Here is a 21,003-nt window from a genome sequence, read left to right as displayed (position 1 = left end):
ATCATCGGCCACACCGGGAGGCGATATGGCGCAGGAGAAGATCGAGAAGCACGGCGGTGGGGACTCCGACGAGGAGTTCGAAGCCACCGGAGCGGCGGGCCAGGAGCGGCGCGAGAAGCTCGGCGAGGACGTCGACACGATCCTCGACGAGATCGACGACGTGCTGGAGGAGAACGCCGAGGACTTCGTTCGCGCCTACGTGCAGAAGGGCGGCGAGTAGTCGTTCGCGGCCGGTAGCCGCCCTCGGGTTTCCGGGGGCGGTTGTCGGTTGGCGTGCCGTTGCACGCGGTGTCGTACCGGGAGCGTCGTCGAAGGAGTGTCCACCGAGCCGGCGGCGGTGCGGAGCGACATACTGCGCGGCAGAGTTCGCCACAGCGTGGCTTCGGCACGCGGCCTCAGCGTTGTTTCTTCAGCCGATACAGATGGGAACCAAGAACACGTATGGACAACACCTTCCCTCGGGCGGGTTTTTCGGGACCCGGCCTGCCCGCTTCGTATTTCTCGCCGGCTTCGTCGTCGTTCGCGGACTTCGTGCGGGCGCAGGCGCCTGAGCTGTTGCCGGCGCGGCGGGTGCCGTCGTCCGGGGCGGGTGAGCTGGCGGTGCCGCACGGGACGACGATCGTGGCGCTGACGTTCGCCGGGGGTGTGCTGATCGCGGGTGACCGGCGGGCGACGTCGGGGAACTTGATCGCGAGCCGGGACATCGAGAAGGTGCACGTCACGGACGAGTATTCGGCGGTGGGGATCGCGGGGACCGCGGGCCTGGCCGTGGAGATGGTCCGGTTGTACGCGGTGGAGCTGGCGCACTACGAGAAGATCGAGGGTGTGTCGCTGTCGCTGGACGGCAAGACGAACAAGCTGGCCGGGATGGTGAAGGCCAACCTGGACATGGCGATGGCGGGCCTGGCCGTGGTGCCGTTGTTCGTGGGCTACGACCTGGAGGCCGAGGACGCGAAGCGCGCCGGCCGGATCATCTCGTACGACGCCGCCGGTGGGCGGTACGAGGAGAACGCCGGGTACGCGGGTGTCGGTTCGGGTTCGCTGTTCGCGAAGTCGGCGCTGAAGAAGCTGTACGACCCTGACGCGGATGTGGACGCCGCGGTGCGGGCGGCCGTGGAGGCGTTGTACGACGCGGCGGACGACGACACCGCGAGTGGTGGGCCGGACCTGGTGCGGCGCATTTTCCCGAGCGTCGTGACGATCACCGCCGAGACCGGTGCGGTGCAGCTGCCGTCGGAGCAGACGGCGGCGGTGGCGGAGGCCGTGGTGGCCGGCCGCGCCGAGCGCACGCACCACCGGCCGAGCTGATCGCCGGTGACTTTCCCGAACGCTGAACCTTCTACCGCCGGTACACCGGAGAACGTGGAGCCGACACCGTGACGATGCCGTTGTATGCCTCTCCCGAGCAGCTGATGCGGGAGCGTTCCGAGCTGGCGCGCAAGGGCATCGCGCGCGGCCGGAGCGTGGTGGTGCTGAAGTACTCCGGCGGGGTGCTGTTCGTGGCGGAGAACCCGTCGGCGACGTTGCACAAGGTGTCGGAGATCTACGACCGCATCGGGTTCGCCGCGGTGGGCCGGTACTCGGAGTTCGAGAACCTGCGGGTGGCGGGGATCCGGCACGCGGATCTGAAGGGCTACCAGTACGACCGGCGTGACGTGAGCGCGCGGGCGCTGGCGAACGCCTACGCGGCGACGCTGGGCAGCATCTTCACCGAGCAGCTGAAGCCGTTCGAGGTGGAGGTGTGTGTCGCCGAGGTCGGGGCGAACCAGTCGGAGGACCAGCTGTACCGGCTGACCTACGATGGCTCGATCTTCGACGAGTCGCCGTTCGTGGTGATGGGTGGTCAGACGGAGCCGATCAGCACGAAGCTGAAGGACACTGTGGACCCGGAGCACGATCTGGCGACGGCGCTGGCGACGGCGATCGAGGGCCTGCGGGCGACGGTCGCGGCGTCGGGCAACGGCAACGGGGCGACGCCGCCGGACCAGATCAAGCTCGAGGTGGCGGTGCTGGACCGGGCGCGGCCGCGGCGGGCGTTCCGGCGGTTGACGGGGGCGGCGCTGGAGGCGTTGCTGCCCGAACCGCCGGCGAAGGACGAGGCCGAGAAGCCGGCCGAGGGTGACTCGGGTGGTGACTCCGCCAAGGAGTGACGCGCGTTGTGCGAGTGGGCCGTCCGGGTTTCCGGGCGGCCCACTGTGCTTGTGACGGGCCTGCTTTTGCCGGTCCTGCTTTGGACGGCCGGTTCAGGACGTCGGTGTGGGGCTGCGGAAGTTCTGGTCGGCGAAGGCCAGGAGGTAGGGCAGGGTCGCGCGGGCGGTGTGCCAGGTGTGGTTGAAGCCGTGTTCGGTGTGGACGACGGCTTCCTGGCCGCGGCGGTGCAGCGCTTCGGCGATGCGGCGGGCGGTGGCGACGTCGGTGGGTGCGCCGGTGCCGGCGGCGAGGAGGACGGAGATCGGTGCGGTGAACGTCATCGTCGGCAGGTAGCGGCGTGGCGTGTTGGCGGCGATGGCCCCGGGGTGGCCGTCGAGGATGCCGATGGAGTCGTTGAGGTCGTCGTAGGGCAGGGCGATGACGAGGGTGGCGAACTCGGCGAGGTGGTGCAGGCCGGTGTTGAGGGCGGCGAACCCGCCGCCGGACATGCCGCCGAGGGCACGGTGGCGGCGGTCGGCCAGGGTCCGGTAGTGGTGGTCGACGCCGGCGACGACGGTTTTCGCGAGGTAGGTCTCCAGCTGCGGCCCGCCGGGGACGTCGAGGCCTTCCCAGTCCTTGCTGGGCACGCCGGCGGTGAGGTCGACGCTGACCACGATCATCGGGGCGATCACGTGGTCGGCTTCGAGGTCGCGCAGGGCGTCCGGGGCGGCGCCGGAGGTGAGCCAGTCACGTGGGCCGCCGTAGGGGTAGCCGTGGATGAGGTACACGACGGGGTAGCGGTGGCCCGCGTTGGCCGGGTCGTCGTAGCCGGGCGGCAGGATCACGTAGTTCTCGCCCGAGGGCACGGCGTCGGCGGGGTCGGGGAGGCTGAGCACGTCGATGCGCTGCCCGCTGTTGACGACCGCGGGACGGTGCTGGGCGGAGGAATCGGTGGAATCGGTGGAGCCGGCGGGCGCGTCGGGTTCGTCGGCGCCGTCGTCGAGCAGCATCCCCACGGCGTCGGCCGCGCCGGAGCCGCGTTCGAAGAGCCGGCCGAGGTCGTCGGGGGTGCGGACGTAGCCGACGTAGCTGTTCACCGCGGTCACGGCCGCGAGGAGGAGGAGCACCACGGTGCCGCCGGTTCCCCAGCGGCGGGCGCGCCGGTGGTGCCAGAGCGCGATGGTCACGGCGAGCACGGCGACGGCCGCGCCGGCGGCGGTCAGCCAGATCACCGGTGACTCGAGCGGACCGAGGTCACGCGCCTGCGCCGTGATGTCGGACGGCAGCACCGGGTCGACGGCGGCCTGCGGCATCACGGCCGCACCGCCGGGCGCGCGGCACCGCGAAAGGAAAAGCGCACGAAAGTCCCCGCCGTGAACGGAAGCGGGCAGGGTCGCCCGCACCTGACGTGATCACGCTAGGGATGAGCCGCTGTGGATTCGCTGTGAGCGGGTAAAGCGCAGGTCAAGCCCGGTTGTCGGGGTTGCGGTAGATCGTCAGGGCGCTCGGGCGGGAGCGGAAGGTGAACTCGTTGCCGAGCGGCCCGACCTCGCCGTCGGTGGCGACGCGGCGGTTGCCGTCGAGGAGTTTCACGCGCAGCTCCGGCAGGTCCAGTTGCTGGTAGACGTGGCTGGCGTTGAGGCTGTTGGTCACCATCGCGAGCAGGAACCGGGCGCGGGAGTAGGGCAGGTCGGCCCGCAGGTAGCGCACGTCGAGCAGGCCGGTGTCCAGCGCCGGGCGCCGCGACGGCGCGAAGCCCTTGGGGGAGTAGGTGCCGTTGCCGACGAAGATCAGCCAGACCTCGGCGGGCTCGTCGTTGAGCAGGATCGGCAGCGGCTTCGCGCGGCGCAGCACCCGGGCGAGCGCGAGCGCGGCCGAAGGCCACTTCGGGTGCTTCTGCTGCAGCTTCTCGCGCAGCCGCACCATCTCGGGGTAGCCGCCGAGGCTCGCGGTGTTCACGAACCAGCGGTGCTCGGGCTCGCCCGCGCCGTGGACCTCGACCTCGCCGAGGTCGATGCCGACGGCGTTGCCGGCTTCGGTGGCCGCGTCGGCGTCGGGCATGGACCGCACGCCGACGTCGCGCGCGAAGTGGTTGAGCGTGCCCGCGGGGATGAGCGCGAGCGGCAGGCCGCGTTCGGCGGCCACGGACGCGACCGCGGCGACCGTGCCGTCGCCACCCGCGACGCCGAGAGCGCGCACGGAGCCGCCGCGGGCGTCGATCTCGGCCGCGAGCTGTTCACGCAGGTCCCGGCTCGGGTCCGGGTAGAGCAGCGTCGCCTTGGGCCAGGCGTAACGCACGTCCTCGGTCGGGTCCTGGCCGTCGACGCCGGAGTGCGGGTTGACCAGGGCCAGCATGTCCTCGCCGTCACGCATCTCCGGCGCTTCGGCCGTGTGCGCGGTGCGGCCGGGCACGTCGGGGTGCAACGGCCACCAGTGCCGGGTCAGCGCGGCGACCCCGACGCCGATCACCAAGCCCGCGCCGACGTCGCTGGGCCAGTGGACCCCGGTGTGCACCCGCGAGTACGCGACCGCTCCCGCCAGCGGAGCGACGACGAGCCCGGCCTTCGGCGACTCCATCGCGACCGCCGTGGTGAACGCGGCCGCGGAGGCCGCGTGGCCCGACGGGAACGACGACGACGTGGGCCGCTTGCGCAGCCGCCGGTGCTCGGGCACCTCGTCCTCGGCCGGGCGCCGCCGGGGGAACAGCGGCTTGCCGAGCAGGTTCGCGGCCGCGCTCGCCCCGGCGATCGCGACCATCCCCCGCAGCGCTCCCCGGCGCGTCGCACCCTTGCGGGAGGCCAGCGCGGCGGCCACGACCCACCACAGACGCGACTTGTTCGCGGATTTCGAAAGCCAGCCGAGAACATCGTCGGCCCGGGTCTTCGGCAGGGCCGCGCTCCGGCGGATCAGGGCCCGATCGGTGCGCCCCACCTTCCGGAACGGGCGGCTGAGCTGGTGCAACACCGTCGTCGACCTCTTCTCCGTGCGGCGTGGGCCGCGCTGCGCCGTAGCCAGATTCGCGCGATTTCTCACCACCCGCAACGTACCGACCGCGTGTCGCCGCCCGAACGGCGCACCGCTCAAGGGGGTGCAGCGCCTACTCTGGTGGGATGCAGCGGCGGATCTTTGGCATCGAGACCGAGTTCGGGGTCACGTGCACCTTCCACGGTCAGCGCAGGCTCTCGCCCGACGAGGTCGCGCGGTATCTCTTCCGGCGGGTCGTGTCCTGGGGACGCTCGTCGAACGTCTTCCTGTCCAACGGCTCCCGGCTCTACCTCGACGTGGGCTCGCACCCCGAGTACGCGACGGCCGAGTGCGACGACCTCACGCAGCTGGTCACGCACGACAAGGCCGGTGAGCGGATCCTCGAGGACCTGCTGGTCGACGCCGAGCGCCGGCTGGCCGACGAGGGCATCGGCGGCGACATCTTCCTGTTCAAGAACAACACCGACTCCGCGGGCAACTCTTACGGCTGCCACGAGAACTACCTCGTGACGCGCGCCGGCGAGTTCTCCCGGATCGCCGACGTGCTGCTGCCGTTCCTCGTCACCCGCCAGCTCATCTGCGGCGCGGGCAAGGTCCTGCAGACCCCGCGCGGCGCCGTGTACTGCCTCTCGCAGCGCGCCGAGCACATCTGGGAGGGCGTCTCCAGCGCCACCACGCGCTCGCGGCCCATCATCAACACCCGCGACGAGCCCCATGCCGACGCCGAGCGCTACCGGCGCCTGCACGTCATCGTGGGCGACTCGAACATGGCCGAGCCCACCACGATGCTCAAGATCGGGTCGGCGAACCTGGTGCTCGAGATGATCGAGGCCGGGGTGCAGTTCCGCGACTTCACCCTCGACAACCCGATCCGGGCGATCCGCGAGATCAGCCACGACCTCACCGGCCGGCGCCAGGTGCGGCTGGCGGGCGGGCGCGAGGCCTCGGCGCTCGACATCCAGCGCGAGTACCACGCCCGCGCCGTGCAGCACCTCAAGGAGAACGGCTCCACCCCCGCCAACGAGCGCGTGGTCGAGCTGTGGGGCCGCGCGCTGGAGGCCGTCGAGCAGCAGGACTTCGCGAAGATCGACACCGAGATCGACTGGGCCATCAAGCACCGCCTGGTCGAGCGCTACCGCGCGAAGCACGACCTGGACCTCTCCAGCCCCCGCATCGCCCAGCTCGACCTCGCCTACCACGACATCCGCCGCGGCCGGGGCATCTTCGACCTGCTGCAGCGCAAGGGCCTGGTCAAGCGGGTCACCGACGACGGCGAGATCGAGGCCGCCAAGGACACCCCGCCCCAGACCACCCGCGCGAAGCTGCGCGGCGACTTCATCGCCGCCGCCCAGGCCGCGGGCCGCGACTTCACCGTCGACTGGGTCCACCTCAAGCTCAACGACCAGGCCCAGCGCACCGTGCTGTGCAAGGACCCGTTCCGCTCGGTCGACGAGCGGGTGGAACGCCTGATCAGCTCGCTGTAACCGGCCAGGACCGCAGCGCTCGAGGGCCGCCCCGCACCACGCGGGGCGGCCCTCGGGCATTTCCGGCGGACGCGGCCGGACAGCGCCGCTCGCCGGGGGACCTGTCGGCGTTCCCGACGAAAGTCGCCGTCCGGGTGCGGCAAGATCGCCGCATGCGGGTCGTGCGGGCGTTGGTGGTTCTGCTGGGCGCGGTGCTGCCGCTGGTGGCCGGTGGGGTGGCGGGCGCGGCTGAGCGGCTCCCGTCGTGGCGGTTGACGCCGACCGGGGTCACGGCGCAGTTCCGGGGGCTTTCGGCCGTCAGCGGGCGCGTGGCGTGGGTCAGCGGCACGCAGGGGACCGTCTTGCGCACCACGGACGGCGGCCGCACGTGGAGCCCCGTCGGGCCGCCCGGCACGGAAACGCTGGAGTTCCGTGACATCGAAGCCTTCGACGCCGATCACGCCGTGGTGCTGTCCATCGGCCCGGGCGGGGACTCGCGGGTCTACCGCACCGACGACGCCGGCCGGCACTGGCGCCAGACGTTCACCAACTCCGATCCGGCCGCGTTCTACGACTGCCTCGCCTTCTTCGACCCGTGGCGCGGCCTCGCGATGAGCGACCCCGTCGACGGGAAGTTCCGCGTGCAGGCCACCGCCGACGGCGGCCGCACCTGGCGGCAGATCCCCGACAGCGCGTTCCCGCCCGCCCTGCCCGGCGAAGCGGGCTTCGCGGCGAGCGGGCAGTGCGTGGCCACCTCCGGGCCGTTCGACGCGTGGCTCGCGATGGGCGGCGGCGCCCGCGCCCGCGTGCTGCACAGCGGCGACGCCGGGCACCACTGGACCGTCGCCGACACCCCGCTACCCAGCAGCGCGTCGGCCGGCGTGTTCGCGCTCGCGTTCCGCACGCCGTGGCAAGGCGTCGCGATCGGCGGCGACTTCGCGGACCCCACCGCCCCCGGCCCGGCCGTCGCCCTCAGCGGTGACAGCGGCCGCACCTGGCGCACGCCGGCGCAGTACCCGGCGGGCTACCGCTCCGGGCTCGCGTGGCTCGGCGGGTCGGTGATCGCTGTCGGCCCCGGCGGCAGCGACCTCAGCCCCGACGGCGGCCGCCACTGGACGCCGTTCGACACCGGCAGCTTCGACACGGTCGACTGCACACCCCTCGGCGCCTGCTGGGCCAGCGGGACCGGGGGCCGCGTCGCGCGGCTGGAGCGTTAGAGGACCTGGCCGGTCGGGCGCACCATGATCTCGTTGACGTCCACCGTCGGCGGCTGCTCCAGCGCGTAGAGCACCGCGCGGGCGACGTCGTCGGCCTCGAGCTTCGGCTTGCGCCGCTGCTCGTCGGTGAGGATGTCGGTGTCGGTGATGCCGGGCTGCACCAGCGTCACCCGCACCCCCGTGCCCACGGCTTCCTCCCGGATCCCCGCCGCCAGCCCGCTCACCGCCCACTTCGTCGCCGAATACAGGCTCCCCTTGCGGGGATAGCGGCCGGCGACCGAACCCGTCAGCACGAGATGACCGCTCGTGCCCGCCAACGCCGGCAGCACGGCACGCGCCGTGAGCGCCGGACCGTAGACGTTCGTCAGCACCAGTTCCCGCCACTCTTCCGGCTCCGCGCCACCGTCGCCGAAGAACGACACGCCCATGCCGATCCCGGCATTCGCGAAAGCCGCGTCCAGCCGCGAAAACCGCGCCAGCGTCGCCTCGACCGCGCCCGACACGCTCGGCCAGTCGGTGACGTCCGCGGCCAGCGCCAGCGCGTTTTCGTCGCCGAACTCGGCCACGAGCGGGGCCAGGGCCTCGGCTTTCCGGGCCACGAGCGCCACCCGGAACCCCGCCGCGACCGCCCGCCTGGCCGTCGCCGCCCCGATCCCGCGCGACGCTCCGGTCACCATCAGTACACGTTCAGCCATGGTTCCAGGCTAGGGCCGCGACGCGTTCGGGGAACCTCACGATCGGGGCGGACGAGGCGAGCTAGGGTTGTACGGGTGTCCACCGCACGCGCCGAACGGCTGGTCAACCTCGTGCTCGCCCTGCTGTCCACCCGGCAGTACCTCACCGCCGAGCGGATCCGCGGCATCGTCCCCGGGTACGCCGACGCGGCCAGCGACGAGGCCTTCTTCCGCACGTTCGAACGCGACAAAACGGAGCTGCGCGAGCTCGGCATCCCGCTGGAGACCGGCCGCAACTCCGCCTTCGACCCCGTCGAGGGCTACCGCATCGCCCGCCGCGACTACGAGCTCGGCGAGATCGACCTGGCCCCGGACGAAGCGGCCGCCGTCGGCCTCGCCGTGCGCCTGTGGGACTCGCCCGAGCTGACCGGGCAGGCTCAGGGCGCGCTCGTGAAGCTGCGCGCCGCCGGCGTCGAGGTCGACGACCAGGCACCCACGGTGATCGAACCCCGCGTGCGGGCCGAACCGGCGTTCGGGCCGCTGCTCGCCGCCGTGCAGAGCGGCCAGGCCGTGCGCTTCGAATACCGCCGCAGCGGATCCCCGGAACGCCGCATGCGCGAGCTCGAACCGTGGGGCGTCGTGTCCTGGCGCGCCCGCTGGTACGTGGTCGGGCACGACCGCGACCGCGGCGCGACCCGCTGCTTCCGGCTCTCCCGCGTCACCGGCAAAGTCACCCCGATCGGCGAACCGGGCGCGGTGGTCAGGCCCGAGGGCGTGAACCTGCTGCAGCTCGTGTCCGTCACCGGCGGCAGCGAAGAAGCCAGCCCCGTCACCACCGCCCGCCTGTGGGTCGCCGACGGGCGCGCCGCGGGCGTGCGCCGCCGCGGCGAGGTCGTCGGCCGCGACACGATCGACGGCGAGGAAGGCGACCTCATCGAGATCGGCCTGTTCTTCCCCGAGTCGGCCGCCGACTGGATCGCCGCACAGGGACCCGACGTGCTCGTGCTCGAACCCGACGTGCTCGCCAAATCCGTGCAGCACCGCCTCGAAGCCGTCCTCGCCCGCGCCGAGCAGGGGAGCGGCCGATGAGCGGCTCCACCGAACGCATGCCGCGCCTGCTCGCGCTCGTGCCCTACCTGCTCGCCCGCCCGGGCGTGCGCATCGACGAGGCCGCCCACGACTTCGACGTCACCCCGCGCCAGCTGCGCAAGGACCTCGAGCTCCTGTGGATGTGCGGCCTGCCCGGCTACGGCCCCGGTGACCTCATCGACCTGTCGTTCGAAGGCGACACCATCGTCGTCACCCACGACGCCGGCATGAGCCGCCCCCTGCGCCTCACCGGCAGCGAGGCCACCGCCCTGCTCGTGGCCCTGCGCGCGCTCGCCGACACCCCCGGCGTGGTCGACGGCGACGCCGTGCGCCGCTCCATCGCCAAGATCGAGGCCGCCGCGGGCCAGGCCCAGCCGGCCGGTGTCGTGGTCGGCGGCGGTGTGCGCGAGGGCAAGCGCGCCGCGAAGACCCGTGAGGAGGTCGCGGCCGCGCTGCAGGCCGGACGCGCGCTGCGGATGCGCTACTACACCGCGTCCAAGGACCAGATGACCGAACGCACCGTGGACCCGATGCGGCTGCTCATCGTGCAGGCCGTCGGCTACCTCGAAGCCTGGTGCCGCCGCGTCGAGGACGTGCGGCTGTTCCGGCTCGACCGCATCGACGAGCTGACCGTGCTCGACGAACCCGCCGCGCCCCCGGCCCACGCGCGGCCCACCGACCTCTCCGACGGCGTGTTCTCCGCGCGGCCCGACCAGTGCGAGGCCGAGCTCGTGCTCGACCCCGACGCGCGCTGGGTCGCGGAGTACTACCCGTGCGAAGAGCTCGCGGAGCTCGACGGTGGCCGGCTCCGCATCCGGATGCGCTATGCGGACGAGTCCTGGATGGTCCGTTTGGTCCTCGGATTGGCCGGAGACGCGCAGGTGGAGAGCCCTGTCACACTGGCTGACGCGGTTCGACGGCGAGCGGCCGACGCCGTGGCCCGATCCCGTCACCTACCGTCAACCTACGGCCGTTAAGGTAACCCACGTGTCGTACCTGCCCACTTACGTAGTGCTCGCGGCGGGCCTGCTCGTCCTGATCCTCCTGGCAGTACGGACGATCAGAGTCTTGCGCCAGTTCCGCCGCACCCTGAGCATGGTGGCTACGAACACCCAGGACCGGACGGGACTGCTCCGCGCCCGGTCCGCAGCACTTCGCGTGGCCGTGGCGCAGCGCCGCGACGCACCGGAAACCAGTAACATCGGCAACGACTAAAGAAACAAGGAGGCCACCGCCATGAACGCGCTGCAGCCGTGGCACATCATCATCCTGGTGCTCGTCGTGGTTCTGCTGTTCGGGGCCAAGAGGCTTCCGGACGCCGCCCGCTCCATCGGCAAGTCCATGAAGATCTTCAAGGCCGAGACCAAGGACCTCACGGGCGAGCAGAAGGACGAGGCCGAGCACGTCGAGACCCGCCAGCTCCCGCAGGCCACCGCCCCGGCCCAGGACCAGCAGGTCGCCGACCTCCAGCGCCAGCTCGACGAGCTGAAGAAGCAGCAGGCCGCCACCGAGCAGCCGCAGAAGAACGCCAGCTGAGGCCCGACCACACCACCCGGTCCCCGGTCCGCGGAGCGCGCTGAACACCCAGCGCGCTCCGGCGGGCTACGACGAGAACGGAACGACCAGTGGCGGAAGCCGCCAACGGCACAGGCGCGGGCCGCACCAAGCGAGGCCGCCGCAGCCGCCGGAAAAACCCCGACGGCACGATGACGCTCATCGAGCACGTCTACGAGTTCCGGCGCCGGCTCGGGTTCGCCCTGCTGTTCATCGTCATCGGCGGCATCTTCGGCTGGATCTGGTTCGAACAGCACCTCGGTCCGATCCCGTCGCTCGGCCAGATCATGAACGGGCCGTACTGCGCCATCCCGGCCTCGCAGCGGCTGGGTGGCGACCAGACCGGCTGCCGGCTGCTGGCCACACAGCCGTTCGAGATCTTCATGGTCCGCCTGAAGGTCGGCGTCGCCGCGGGCGCTGTGCTCCTCTCGCCGTTCTGGCTGTACCAGTTCTGGGCCTTCATCGCCCCCGGTCTGTACTCGAAGGAGCGCAAGTACGCGCTCACCTTCGTAGGCTTCGCATCGTTGCTGTTCGCCGCGGGCGCCGTGCTGGCCTACTTCCTCGTGCCGCACGCGCTGGCCCTGCTCGCCGGCTTCGGCCAGGATCAGTTCGTCACCGCACTGACGGCCGACAAGTACATCTCGTTCATCTTGTCGCTGCTGATCATCTTCGGCGTCAGTTTCGAGCTCCCGCTCATCGTGGTGATGCTCAACCTCGTGGGCGTCGTGAAATACCAGCAGCTGCGGCGCTGGCGCCGCGGCATCCTGTTCGCGCTGTTCGTGTTCGCCGCGTTCGCGACCCCCGGGTCGGACCCGTTCTCGATGCTCGGCCTCGCCGCCGCACTCACCGTGCTGTTCGAGATCGCCATCCAGATCACGCGTTTCCACGACCGCAAGCGCGACAAGATCCGCGAAGACGAGGGCTGGGACAAGCTCGACGACGACGAAGCCGCGCCGTTCGACTACACGCCCAGCACCGTCGAGGAAGACGAGCCCGCGACCGCGCCGCGCGGCCACTCGACCGACGACATCACCTAGACCCCAGCGGATGGGGCTCAACGCGGCACTCGCCGTCCACCCGGCCTCCGGCCACGGAGCGGCCGCCCGGATCGCGGACACCGTGGCCGAGCGGCTGCGCCCCGCCGTGGACCGGCTGGACGTCCTCGTCGCCACCAGCGTCGACGAATCCCGTGCCCTCATGCGGTCGGCCCACGCCGACGGCCTCGACGTGCTCATCGTCCTCGGCGGCGACGGCGCCGCCCACCAAGGCGTGCAGTTCTGCGCCGAGCACGACGTCGCCCTCGGCCTCGTCCCCTGCGGCACCGGCAACGACTTCGCCCGCGCCCTCGGCACCCCACCCGACGCCCTCGCCTCCGCCGACACCCTCGCCGAAGCCCTGCGCGCCGGCACCCGCCGCCGCCTCGACCTCGGCCGCATCGACGGCGGCACGGCGGCCGGCGCCTGGTTCGCCACCGTCCTGTGCTCCGGCTTCGACGCCGCCGTCAACGCCCGCGCCAACCGCCTCCGCCGGCCGTCGGGACCCCGCCGCTACGACGTCGCGATCCTCGCCGAACTCGCCGCCTTCCGCCCCCGCCCCGTCACCCTCCACACCGACGAAGGCACCGTCGAGCTCGACGCCACCCTCGTCGCCGTCGGCAACACCCCCTACTACGGCGGCGGCGTCCCCATCTGCCCCCGGGCCACCCCGGACGACGGGCTCTTCGACGTCACCGTGATCGGCGCCGCCGGCCGCCTGCAACTGCTGCGCCTGCTGCCCGGCCTGCGTACCGGCGCCCACCTCGACCACCCCGCCGTCCGCACCCTCCGCACCCGGAAGCTGAGCATCGAAACGGGCAGCGAAACCGGCACAGCACCGGGCTGGCCCGCCTACGCCGACGGCGAATCCCAAGGCACGACCCCCGTCACCGCCACCTGCGTGCCCGGCGCGCTCACCGTCGTCGCCCCGTAACCCCACGGCCACACCCCGGTCGGCACGCCGCGTGCGGACTGTCGGTGCCGTGTGGAACCCTGACGGGGTGGCCACTAGCCCTTCACCTTCCCCGGCCGAGGCCTATGCGGTCTCACGCCGCCGCGGCAAGTACCCCCAGCTGACGCGTTTCGCCGGCGAGGTGTCGTTCGAGTTCGACGACTTCCAGGTCCGCGGCTGCGAGGCACTCGAAGACGGCCACGGCGTGCTCGTGTGCGCGCCCACCGGCGCCGGCAAGACCGTGGTCGGCGAGTTCGCCGTGCACCTGGCGCTCGCCGAAGGCCGTAAATGCTTCTACACCACGCCCATCAAGGCACTGTCCAACCAGAAGTACGCCGATCTCGTCGCCCGCTACGGCAGCGACGCCGTCGGCCTGCTCACCGGCGACACCTCCATCAACGGCAACGCGCAGGTGGTCGTGATGACCACCGAGGTCCTGCGCAACATGCTCTACGCCGGCAGCTCCGCCATCCCCGAGCTCGGCTACGTCGTGATGGACGAGGTCCACTACCTCGCCGACCGCTTCCGCGGCGCCGTCTGGGAGGAAGTGATCCTCCACCTGCCCGAACACGTCCGCGTCGTCGGGCTGTCGGCCACCGTGAGCAACGCCGAGGAGTTCGGCGAATGGCTCGTCGAGGTCCGCGGCGACACCACCGTCGTCGTCGACGAGCACCGGCCCGTGCCGCTGTGGCAGCACATGCTCATCGGCAACCGCCTGATGGACCTGTTCGCCGGCCAGGACGAAGCCGACCCCAACGCCGAGCTGAGCATCAACCCCGGCCTGCTGCGCCGTGCCGAAGAGCTCGGCCGCTTCGCCCCCGCGTCGCTGCGCGGCAACCGCGGAGGACGCCGCGGCGCGCCCCGCCCGCAACGCTTCCGCCCGCCCTCGCGCGTCGAGGTCGTCGAACGCCTCGACGCGGCCGGGCTGCTGCCCGCGATCGTGTTCATCTTCTCCCGCGCTGGCTGCGACGCCGCCGTCGCCCAGTGCGTGCGCTCCGGCCTGCGGCTCAACGGACCCGAACAGGTGGAGGAGATCCGCCGCATCGTCGCCGAGCGCACCGCCGACCTGCCCGAGGGCGACCTGAGCGTGCTCGGCTACTGGGAGTGGCGCGAAGCGCTCGAACGCGGCTTCGCCGGCCACCACGCGGGCCTGCTGCCCGCGTTCAAGGAAACCGTCGAGGAACTGTTCCTGCGCGGCCTGGTGAAGGCCGTGTTCGCCACCGAGACCCTCGCGCTCGGCATCAACATGCCCGCCCGCACCGTGGTCCTCGAGCGGCTGGTCAAGTACAACGGCGAAGCCCACGTCGACCTCACCCCCGGCGAATACACGCAGCTCACCGGCCGCGCCGGGCGCCGCGGCATCGACGTCGAGGGCCACGCCGTGGTCGCGTGGCAGCCCGGCGTGGACCCCAAGCAGGTCGCCGGCCTCGCCTCCACGCGCACCTATCCGCTGCGCTCGTCGTTCCGGCCCGGCTACAACATGGCCGTGAACCTCGTCGCCCAGGTCGGCGCCGACTCCGCCCGTGAGCTGCTCGAACAGTCGTTCGCCCAGTTCCAGGCCGACCGGTCCGTGGTCGGCACCGCCCGGCGCATCGAGCGCAACAAGGAAGCCCTCAAGGGCTACGCGAAGGCCGTCACCGGCGAGTTCGACGAGATGCTCGAATACGTCGAGCTGCGCGCCAAGATCTCCGCCCGCGAGAAAACGCTGTCCCGGCAGAACACCGCCACCCGCCGCGCCGGCACCGCGGAGTCGCTGGAGAAGCTGCGCAAGGGCGACGTGATCGCCGTGCCCGCCGGGCGCCGCGCGGGCCTGGCCGTGGTCGTCGACCCGGGGCTGGACCCGATTCGCGAGCCGCGGCCCGTGGTCGTCACCGAGGACCGCTGGTCCGGGCCGCTGTCGGTCGCCGACTTCCCGGCCCCGGTCGAGCCGCTCGGCCGCATCCGCCTGCCCAAGCACGTCGAGCTGCGGTCGCCCAAGATCCGCCGCGACATCGCCTCGGCCCTGCGCGACTCCGGCATCTCGCTGCCCGGGCGTCAGCGCCGCCGCACCAGCCAGGGCGACGACGCCGAGCTCAACGCCCTGCAGCGCGCCCTGCGCGCCCACCCCTGCCACGGGCTGGCCGAACGCGAGGCCAACCTGCGCTGGGTCGAGCGCTACCAGCGCCTGCAGACCGAGACCGAGCAGCTGGAACGCAAGGTCGCCGCCACCACCCACTCCCTCGCCCGCGCGTTCGACCGGATCCTCGCGCTGCTCGGCGAACGCGGCTACCTCGGCCCCGGCACCGGCGAGGACCGCGTCACCGAACACGGCCACCGCCTCGCCCGCCTCTACAGCGAGTCCGACCTGCTCGCCGCCGAGTGCATCCGTCACGGCGTGTGGGAAGGCCTCGGCGCGGCCGAGCTCGCCGCCGTCGTCTCCACGCTCGTGTTCGAGGCCCGCCGCGACACGGCGGGGGAGCCGCGCCTGCCCGGCGGCTCCGTGCCCAAGGCCTGGGAAGAGACCACGAAGCTGTGGGTCGACCTCACCGAGGACGAACGCCGCCACCACCTCGACCGCACCCGCGAACCCGACGCCGGCTTCGCGTGGCCGGTCTACCGGTGGGCCCGCGGCGAATCGCTCGAGAAGGTCCTCACCGCCGCCGAGACCAACGGCCAGGAACTGTCCGCCGGCGACTTCGTCCGCTGGTCACGCCAGGTGATCGACCTGCTCGACCAGATCCGTGACGTCCTCGGCAAAGCCGACCCGGTCGGCGCCGCCGCCGCGGAAGCCGTGCGTGCCCTGCGCCGCGGCGTCGTCGCGGCCGGCGGGGCGTGACTGTTTTGCCTGAACCACAGGTCTCGGCCACAGGGCGTTCGCGGGCAGGCCGAGGTTACCGCTCGGACAGGGTGCGCGTGGACGCGTGTGCTCGGCCCGGACCTGTGGTTGGATCGCGCTCGACACCGTGGGCAGCGACCCCTCACCAGGAGGGCGCTGCCCCAGGCAATCAAGGCGGAGGCGAACGATGAGCACGCCGTATGGCGGCAACGACCCGCAGCAGCAGCCCCAGTACGGGCAGCAGCCGCAATACGGGCAACAGCCGGGCGGCGCCTACCCGCCGAGCGGGCCGCAGGAGCAGCAACAGCAGCCCTACAACCCGCAGCAGTACGGCCAGCAGCCCCAGCAGCCCTACGACTCGCAGCCGACGCAGTGGGTCCAGCCCCAGCAGCAGCCCCAATACGGCCAGCAGCCCGGCGGCTACCCCCAGCAGCCGCCGCAGCAGCCCCAAGCGCCGCAGCAGCCTCAGTGGGGCCAGCAGCCGCCGCCTCAGCAGTACGGCCAGCCGTACGACCCGAACCGGCAGCAGCCGCCCCAGCAGTACGGGCAGCCCGGCGGCGGGTACCCGCAGAGCGGCCCGCAGCAGCAGCCGCTGTACGGCCAGCCGCAGACCGGCCCGCAGGCCCAGCAGCCCTACGGCCAGCCCGCCGGCAACCAGTACGACTACGGCCAGGCCACCGCCGTCACCCAGACCGTCGGCGACCCCGGTGACGAGCCGAAGTCCAAGCGCGGCCTGTTCATCGGCATCGGCGCGCTCATCGTCGTGGTGGCCGTGGTCGCGATCCTCGGGTTCGTCGCCCCCGGCTTCTTCAAGACCGAGGTCTTCAACAACACCCAGATGCAGACCGACGTCGCGAAGCTGCTGACCGACACCTACAAGATCGAAGGCGTCAGCGGCGTCACCTGCCCGGCCGAGCAGAAGGTCGAGGACGGCGCCAAGTTCGAGTGCACCGCGACCATCAACGGCAAGCCGCAGCAGGTCCCGATCACCGTCAAGGGCAGCGACGGCAACTACGAGGTCTCGCCGCCCGCCGCCCAGTGACCGGGTGTGCACCGTGACGCCGGGTAAATCAGTGGCCCGCACCCGGCGGGCCGCAGGATGATCCCCGGCATGAGCGACCACACCGTACGGCTCCTGTCCTCCGCCGACGAGCAGCGCGCCGCCTGGAACCTGTTCCGGGGCGCGCTGCACGTCAAGGCCGGCAGCGACGAGGAGTGGGAACGGATCAGCAAGGCGCTGCAGGAGTCACGCGTGTTCGCCGCGTTCGACCCCGAGCTGATCGGCACCGTGCGCGCCGCCGACCACGAGGTGCTCCTCCCCGGCGGCGCGCGCGTGCCGCTCGCGGCCGTCACCGGTGTCGGCGTCCGCGCCGGCCGCACCCGCCGCGGTGTGCTCAGCGCGCTGCAGACCGCGCAGCTGCAGGACTTCGCCGAGCGCGGTGTCGTGCTGGCGTCCCTGCACGCCACCGAAGGCGCGATCTACGGCCGCTACGGCTACGGCGTCTCGACCCTCAGCCGCAATCTCGTGGTCGACCGCCACCACGCGCGGCTGCGCCCGGAAGCACCGGCTGGCGGCGAGATCACCGTCTTCGGCCTCGACCAGGCCGTGCTGCACTGGCCCGACCTCTACGGCGCCACCGGCACCGTCCGCCCCGGCATGATCACGCGGCCCGCGCACTACTGGCCCATGAACGAGAACCAGGCCCGCCGCTCCGACAGCCCCGTCGAAACCGCCGTGCACCGCGGCCCGGACGGCGTCGACGGCTACCTCGTCTACCACGTCGAACGCGGCGACGCCGACCGGCAGAAACTCACCGTGTTCGAGTTCCACTACACCAACCCCGCCGCCTTCGCCGGGCTGTGGCGGTTCCTGCTGTCGGTGGACCTCGTCGACGACATCTCCGTGATCGCCCGCCCGCTCGACGAACCCGTCGAGCTGCTCTTCACCGACCCGCGCGCCGTGAAGGTCAAGGGCGTCGAGGACGAGACCTGGCTGCGCGTGATCGACGCGTCCGCCGCACTCGCCGCCCGCACCTACGGCCCCGGCGAACCGGTCGTGCTCGAAGTGACCGACCCGCTGCTGCCCGCCAACGACGGCCGCTACCGCATCAGCCCCGACGGCGCCGAGCGCACCGACGCCGCCCCCGCCCTGCGTCTCGACGTCACCTCGCTCGCGATGCTCTACTTCGGAGCGTGGCGTGCCTCGGCCCTGGCCGACACCGGCCGCGTCGAAGTCCTCGACGACGCCGCGGTGTCGCACGTGGACACCTTGTTCGGCACGCGCCGGGCGTCGTGGTGCGGTACTTTCTTCTGACCTTGACCAAGGGCCCTGAACCGGGCATCGGGGGACAGGAGCGGGAATGCGCGCCGTGCTGATGCTGGTGCTGGGGCTGTGCGGTCTCGGAATGCTGCTCGCCACCGGCTGCTCGACCAAGCCCGACCCGGCCGCGCCCGTCAAGACCGTCACGGTCACACCGTCCGCCACGGCACCCTCCGGCACCTCGCCGGGGAGCTCGGGTGCGACGCCGGCGTCGGCCACCGGGCCCGGCCGCGTGTTCGACGCGAAAGCCATGGACGCCGCCGTCGCCAAGATCCTCGCCGACACCTACAAGATCGACGGTGTCGGCGAGGTCAGCTGCCCCGACCGCCAGGCCGTGACCGACGGCTCCACCTTCCAGTGCGTCGTCGACATCGCGGGCGAGCAGAAACACGTGCCCATCACCGTCACCGGCACCGCGGGCGACTACACCGTCGACGCCCCGAAATAAAACGCGTGGCACCCGCGGCGCGGGCTTGGTTGGATCGCGCCATGACCGACTTCGTGGTACGCCCGATCACCGACGACGAGCGCCGGCCCACCTTCGACCTGCTCGGGCAAGCACTGCACAGCCCCGTGGTCTCGGACGAGACGTGGGCGCAGATCGGCGATTCCTGGGCCGGGCCCGGCAAGTTCGCTGCGTTCGCCGACGACCGTCCGATCGGGATCACCAGCGGGTTCGCCACCACGATCGCCGTCCCCGGCGGCGCGGTCCTGCCCGCCACGGCGGTCGACGGCGTCGGCGTGCGCGCCGACTGGACCCGCCGCGGCGTCGTCACCGCACTCATGACCGCGCAGCTGAACGACCTCGCCGAACGCGGCACCACGCTGGCCTGCCTGCACGCCAGCGAAGCCGTGATCTACGGCCGCTTCGGCTACGGCATCGCCACCTCCGGAGCCACCGTCCGAATCGACCACCCCGCGCGGCTGCGCGAAGGCGCCGAAGCCGGCGGCGCCGTCCGGCTGCTCGACGCCGACGAGGCCCGCGCGCAGCTTCCCGCGCTGTACCAACGGATCGGGCTGCACCGGCCGGGCATGATCGCCCGCCCCGACGTCTGGTGGCCCGTCGTCCTCAACCGCCGTCTGAGCCGCGAAGGCGGGTACCGCGTGGCCGTCCACACCGGACCGAACGGTGCGGACGACGCGTTCGCGATGTTCAAGAGCGTGGACCAGTCCACTGCCGCCGACCCCGAACACGGTGTGCTGCTGGAGGTCCGCGACGTGCACGGCGCGACCCCGGAGGCGATCAACGCGCTGTGGCGGTTCCTGCTCTCCATCGACCTCGTCGCCACCGTCACCTCCCGCTTCCGTCCGGTCGACGAGCCGCTGTCCGTGCTGCTCACCGACCCGCGCCGCGCCCGCACCACCGAGATCGAAGACGACCTGTGGCTGCGGCTGGTCGACGTCGCCGGCGCGCTCACCGCCCGCACCTACGGCCCGAGTGAACCCGTCGTGTTCGAAGTGGACGATCGGCTGCTGCCGGCCAACCGCGGCCGCTACCGCGTCGGTCCGGACGGCGCCGAGCGCACCGAAGCCGACGCGGACCTGCGCCTCGACGCCGACAGCCTGGCGATGCTCTACCTCGGCGAGTGGCGGGCCTCGACGCTCGCGCAGGCCGGCCGGATCACCGCGGTCGACCCGGCGGCACTCGACCGCGCCGACATGCTCTTCGCCACCGACACGCGGCCGTGGTGCGGCACGTACTTCTGAGCCGCGCTCACGCCTTCGGCAGCGCCGCCAGCAGCCGTTCGACCGAGCGGCCCAGGTTCCACTGCTCGGCGAGCTCCGCGACCCGGTCCGGGTCGGCGGGGCTCACCGGCACGGCGTCCGAACCGGACTGCACCACCGGCGCGTCCACGGCCACCCGCACCACGGTGGGGGCCACGGCGAGGTAGTCGGCCGCGTCCTTGAGGCGCAGCCGCGTCTTCAGCGGCAGCCGCGAGTCACCCGACTGCGAGGCCGCGATCAGCTCCTCCAGCGACCCGAACTGCGTGATGAGCTTCGCCGCAGTCTTCTCACCGATCCCGGCGACGCCCGGCAGCCCGTCGGACGGGTCACCCCGCAGCGCGGACATGTCGGCGTAGGCGGGGCCCGCGTGGTCGGCCGGCACGCCGTACCGCTCGGCGATCTCGGCCTGCCCCAGCACCTCGGCCTTCGCCCAGCCCTTGCCCACGTACACCACCGACGTCGGCGTCGGCGTCGCACGCACGAGCTGGAAAAGGTCACGGTCACCGGTGATGACCTCGACCGGCGCGTCCTGCTCGTGGGTGGCCAGCGCGCCGATCACGTCGTCGGCCTCGTAGCCTGCCGCCTCCGCTGTGGCGAACCCGAATGCCGCCAGTACGTCGAGGATCATCGGCACCTGCGGCGTGAGCGTGTCGGGCACCTCCTCCACGTCGGCCTCACCCTCGCCGTGCCCCGGCACGGCGACCCGGTGCGCCTTGTAGCTGGGCAGCAGGTCGGTGCGGAACTTCGGCCGCCAGTCCGCGTCCAGGCACGCCACCAGCCGTGACGGGCGCCGGTCGGTGAGGATGCGCGCGAGCGTGTCGGTGAACCCGCGCACGGCGTTGACCGGCGTCCCGTCGGGCGCGGTCATCGAGTCGGGCAGCGCGTAGTACGAGCGGAAGTACAGGCTCGCGGAGTCGAGGAGGGCGAGTGGTCCGGTCACGCGCCCAGCCTGCCACGTCCACCCGCACACCACCCCGCCTGACGCGCCGCCCGGTTTCCACCGGCCCGTCCCGGGTACCCCCGCGGGAAACAGGGAGAAGGGGGA

20 protein-coding genes are annotated in these 21,003 nt (G+C 72.2%); 16 read left to right on the top strand and 4 right to left on the bottom strand.

Features of this window, described 5'->3' with window-relative positions; all coding sequences use genetic code 11:
• The first annotated feature begins 25 nt into the window (after positions 1-25).
• The 3 genes from AB0878_RS03700 (at position 26) to prcA (ending at position 2,150) form a co-directional block, all read left to right on the top strand.
• Positions 26-220 (top strand): ubiquitin-like protein Pup, encoded by a 195-nt coding sequence (locus AB0878_RS03700; protein WP_220240779.1) that lies wholly within the window; start codon positions 26-28, stop codon positions 218-220.
• 221 nt (positions 221-441) lie between these two features.
• The gene (prcB, locus tag AB0878_RS03695; protein ID WP_364048730.1) at positions 442-1,308 is read left to right on the top strand and encodes a proteasome subunit beta; all 867 of its coding nucleotides are present in this window, start codon (positions 442-444) and stop codon (positions 1,306-1,308) included.
• 68 nt (positions 1,309-1,376) lie between these two features.
• Entirely contained in the window at positions 1,377-2,150 is a 774-nt protein-coding gene (gene prcA / locus AB0878_RS03690) for a proteasome subunit alpha (RefSeq protein ID WP_366576163.1), read from the top strand.
• A 93-nt stretch (positions 2,151-2,243) separates the two neighbouring features.
• Here the strand turns inward: prcA and AB0878_RS03685 are convergent, their stop codons facing one another.
• A complete protein-coding gene (locus AB0878_RS03685; protein ID WP_366576161.1) occupies positions 2,244-3,443 on the bottom strand; it encodes an alpha/beta hydrolase-fold protein in 1,200 nt (399 codons plus the stop codon).
• Positions 3,444-3,594: 151 nt separating this feature from the next.
• Positions 3,595-5,094 (bottom strand): phosphatase PAP2 family protein, encoded by a 1,500-nt coding sequence (locus tag AB0878_RS03680; protein WP_366576159.1) that lies wholly within the window; start codon positions 5,092-5,094, stop codon positions 3,595-3,597.
• Between the two features lie 146 nt (positions 5,095-5,240).
• Here AB0878_RS03680 and pafA point away from each other — a divergent pair, with 146 nt between their 5' ends.
• Positions 5,241-6,599 carry a Pup--protein ligase gene (pafA, locus tag AB0878_RS03675; RefSeq protein WP_220240774.1) on the top strand — a complete coding sequence of 453 codons (1,359 nt, stop codon included), beginning with the start codon at positions 5,241-5,243 and terminating at the stop codon, positions 6,597-6,599.
• A 161-nt stretch (positions 6,600-6,760) separates the two neighbouring features.
• A complete protein-coding gene (locus AB0878_RS03670) occupies positions 6,761-7,795 on the top strand; it encodes an oxidoreductase (protein ID WP_366576983.1) in 1,035 nt (344 codons plus the stop codon).
• On the opposite strand, the gene AB0878_RS03665 is transcribed toward AB0878_RS03670, so the two are convergent.
• Positions 7,792-8,490: an SDR family oxidoreductase gene (locus AB0878_RS03665; protein ID WP_366576157.1), complete on the bottom strand. Its 699-nt coding sequence runs from the start codon at positions 8,488-8,490 to the stop codon at positions 7,792-7,794. The two genes, AB0878_RS03670 and AB0878_RS03665, sit on opposite strands and share 4 nt — an antisense overlap.
• A gap of 75 nt (positions 8,491-8,565) precedes the next feature.
• Here AB0878_RS03665 and AB0878_RS03660 point away from each other — a divergent pair, with 75 nt between their 5' ends.
• From AB0878_RS03660 to AB0878_RS03610, 11 genes are all read left to right on the top strand, one after another.
• Positions 8,566-9,558, top strand: coding sequence for a WYL domain-containing protein (locus AB0878_RS03660; protein WP_366576155.1), 993 nt, complete (start codon positions 8,566-8,568; stop codon positions 9,556-9,558).
• Positions 9,555-10,535, top strand: a complete 981-nt coding sequence (locus AB0878_RS03655) for a WYL domain-containing protein (protein WP_366576154.1) — start codon at positions 9,555-9,557, stop codon at positions 10,533-10,535. Before AB0878_RS03660 ends, AB0878_RS03655 begins: the two co-directional genes overlap by 4 nt.
• Positions 10,536-10,545: 10 nt before the next feature.
• The gene (locus AB0878_RS03650; RefSeq protein WP_285966923.1) at positions 10,546-10,773 is read left to right on the top strand and encodes a bacteriophage holin; all 228 of its coding nucleotides are present in this window, start codon (positions 10,546-10,548) and stop codon (positions 10,771-10,773) included.
• A 21-nt stretch (positions 10,774-10,794) separates the two neighbouring features.
• Positions 10,795-11,094 carry a Sec-independent protein translocase subunit TatA gene (gene tatA, locus AB0878_RS03645; protein WP_366576152.1) on the top strand — a complete coding sequence of 100 codons (300 nt, stop codon included), beginning with the start codon at positions 10,795-10,797 and terminating at the stop codon, positions 11,092-11,094.
• 89 nt (positions 11,095-11,183) lie between these two features.
• A complete protein-coding gene (tatC, locus tag AB0878_RS03640; RefSeq protein ID WP_366576151.1) occupies positions 11,184-12,149 on the top strand; it encodes a twin-arginine translocase subunit TatC in 966 nt (321 codons plus the stop codon).
• A gap of 10 nt (positions 12,150-12,159) precedes the next feature.
• Positions 12,160-13,080 carry a YegS/Rv2252/BmrU family lipid kinase gene (locus AB0878_RS03635; protein WP_366576149.1) on the top strand — a complete coding sequence of 307 codons (921 nt, stop codon included), beginning with the start codon at positions 12,160-12,162 and terminating at the stop codon, positions 13,078-13,080.
• Between the two features lie 67 nt (positions 13,081-13,147).
• On the top strand, positions 13,148-15,913 hold the full coding sequence (locus AB0878_RS03630) for a DEAD/DEAH box helicase (RefSeq protein ID WP_366576147.1): 2,766 nt from the start codon (positions 13,148-13,150) through the stop codon (positions 15,911-15,913).
• Positions 15,914-16,100: 187 nt separating this feature from the next.
• Positions 16,101-16,955: a DUF4333 domain-containing protein gene (locus AB0878_RS03625; protein WP_366576146.1), complete on the top strand. Its 855-nt coding sequence runs from the start codon at positions 16,101-16,103 to the stop codon at positions 16,953-16,955.
• Between the two features lie 69 nt (positions 16,956-17,024).
• Positions 17,025-18,227, top strand: a complete 1,203-nt coding sequence (locus tag AB0878_RS03620) for a GNAT family N-acetyltransferase (protein WP_366576144.1) — start codon at positions 17,025-17,027, stop codon at positions 18,225-18,227.
• A 46-nt stretch (positions 18,228-18,273) separates the two neighbouring features.
• The gene (locus AB0878_RS03615) at positions 18,274-18,681 is read left to right on the top strand and encodes a DUF4333 domain-containing protein (RefSeq protein WP_366576142.1); all 408 of its coding nucleotides are present in this window, start codon (positions 18,274-18,276) and stop codon (positions 18,679-18,681) included.
• A 41-nt stretch (positions 18,682-18,722) separates the two neighbouring features.
• Entirely contained in the window at positions 18,723-19,940 is a 1,218-nt protein-coding gene (locus tag AB0878_RS03610; protein WP_366576140.1) for a GNAT family N-acetyltransferase, read from the top strand.
• A gap of 7 nt (positions 19,941-19,947) precedes the next feature.
• Here the strand turns inward: AB0878_RS03610 and AB0878_RS03605 are convergent, their stop codons facing one another.
• Positions 19,948-20,898 (bottom strand): 5'-3' exonuclease, encoded by a 951-nt coding sequence (locus AB0878_RS03605; protein WP_366576138.1) that lies wholly within the window; start codon positions 20,896-20,898, stop codon positions 19,948-19,950.
• Positions 20,899-21,003: the final 105 nt, after the last annotated feature.

This window comes from Amycolatopsis sp. NPDC047767 (assembly GCF_040704195.1).
Classification (GTDB): Bacteria; Actinomycetota; Actinomycetes; order Mycobacteriales; family Pseudonocardiaceae; genus Amycolatopsis.
This window is presented reverse-complemented; position numbering and strand designations above follow the sequence as displayed.

What these genes read in the sequence shown, in the direction of transcription:
- AB0878_RS03635 (WP_366576149.1), top strand. Translation starts at nt 12,160, where the DNA reads ATGGGGCTCAACGCGGCACTCGCCGTCCACCCGGCCTCCGGCCACGGA.
- tatA (WP_366576152.1), top strand. Translation starts at nt 10,795, where the DNA reads ATGAACGCGCTGCAGCCGTGGCACATCATCATCCTGGTGCTCGTCGTG.
- AB0878_RS03665 (WP_366576157.1), bottom strand. Translation starts at nt 8,490, where the DNA reads ATGGCTGAACGTGTACTGATGGTGACCGGAGCGTCGCGCGGGATCGGG.
- AB0878_RS03615 (WP_366576142.1), top strand. Translation starts at nt 18,274, where the DNA reads ATGCGCGCCGTGCTGATGCTGGTGCTGGGGCTGTGCGGTCTCGGAATG.
- pafA (WP_220240774.1), top strand. Translation starts at nt 5,241, where the DNA reads ATGCAGCGGCGGATCTTTGGCATCGAGACCGAGTTCGGGGTCACGTGC.
- AB0878_RS03655 (WP_366576154.1), top strand. Translation starts at nt 9,555, where the DNA reads ATGAGCGGCTCCACCGAACGCATGCCGCGCCTGCTCGCGCTCGTGCCC.
- AB0878_RS03685 (WP_366576161.1), bottom strand. Translation starts at nt 3,443, where the DNA reads ATGCCGCAGGCCGCCGTCGACCCGGTGCTGCCGTCCGACATCACGGCG.
- AB0878_RS03700 (WP_220240779.1), top strand. Translation starts at nt 26, where the DNA reads ATGGCGCAGGAGAAGATCGAGAAGCACGGCGGTGGGGACTCCGACGAG.
- AB0878_RS03620 (WP_366576144.1), top strand. Translation starts at nt 17,025, where the DNA reads ATGAGCGACCACACCGTACGGCTCCTGTCCTCCGCCGACGAGCAGCGC.
- AB0878_RS03625 (WP_366576146.1), top strand. Translation starts at nt 16,101, where the DNA reads ATGAGCACGCCGTATGGCGGCAACGACCCGCAGCAGCAGCCCCAGTAC.
- prcB (WP_364048730.1), top strand. Translation starts at nt 442, where the DNA reads ATGGACAACACCTTCCCTCGGGCGGGTTTTTCGGGACCCGGCCTGCCC.
- AB0878_RS03610 (WP_366576140.1), top strand. Translation starts at nt 18,723, where the DNA reads ATGACCGACTTCGTGGTACGCCCGATCACCGACGACGAGCGCCGGCCC.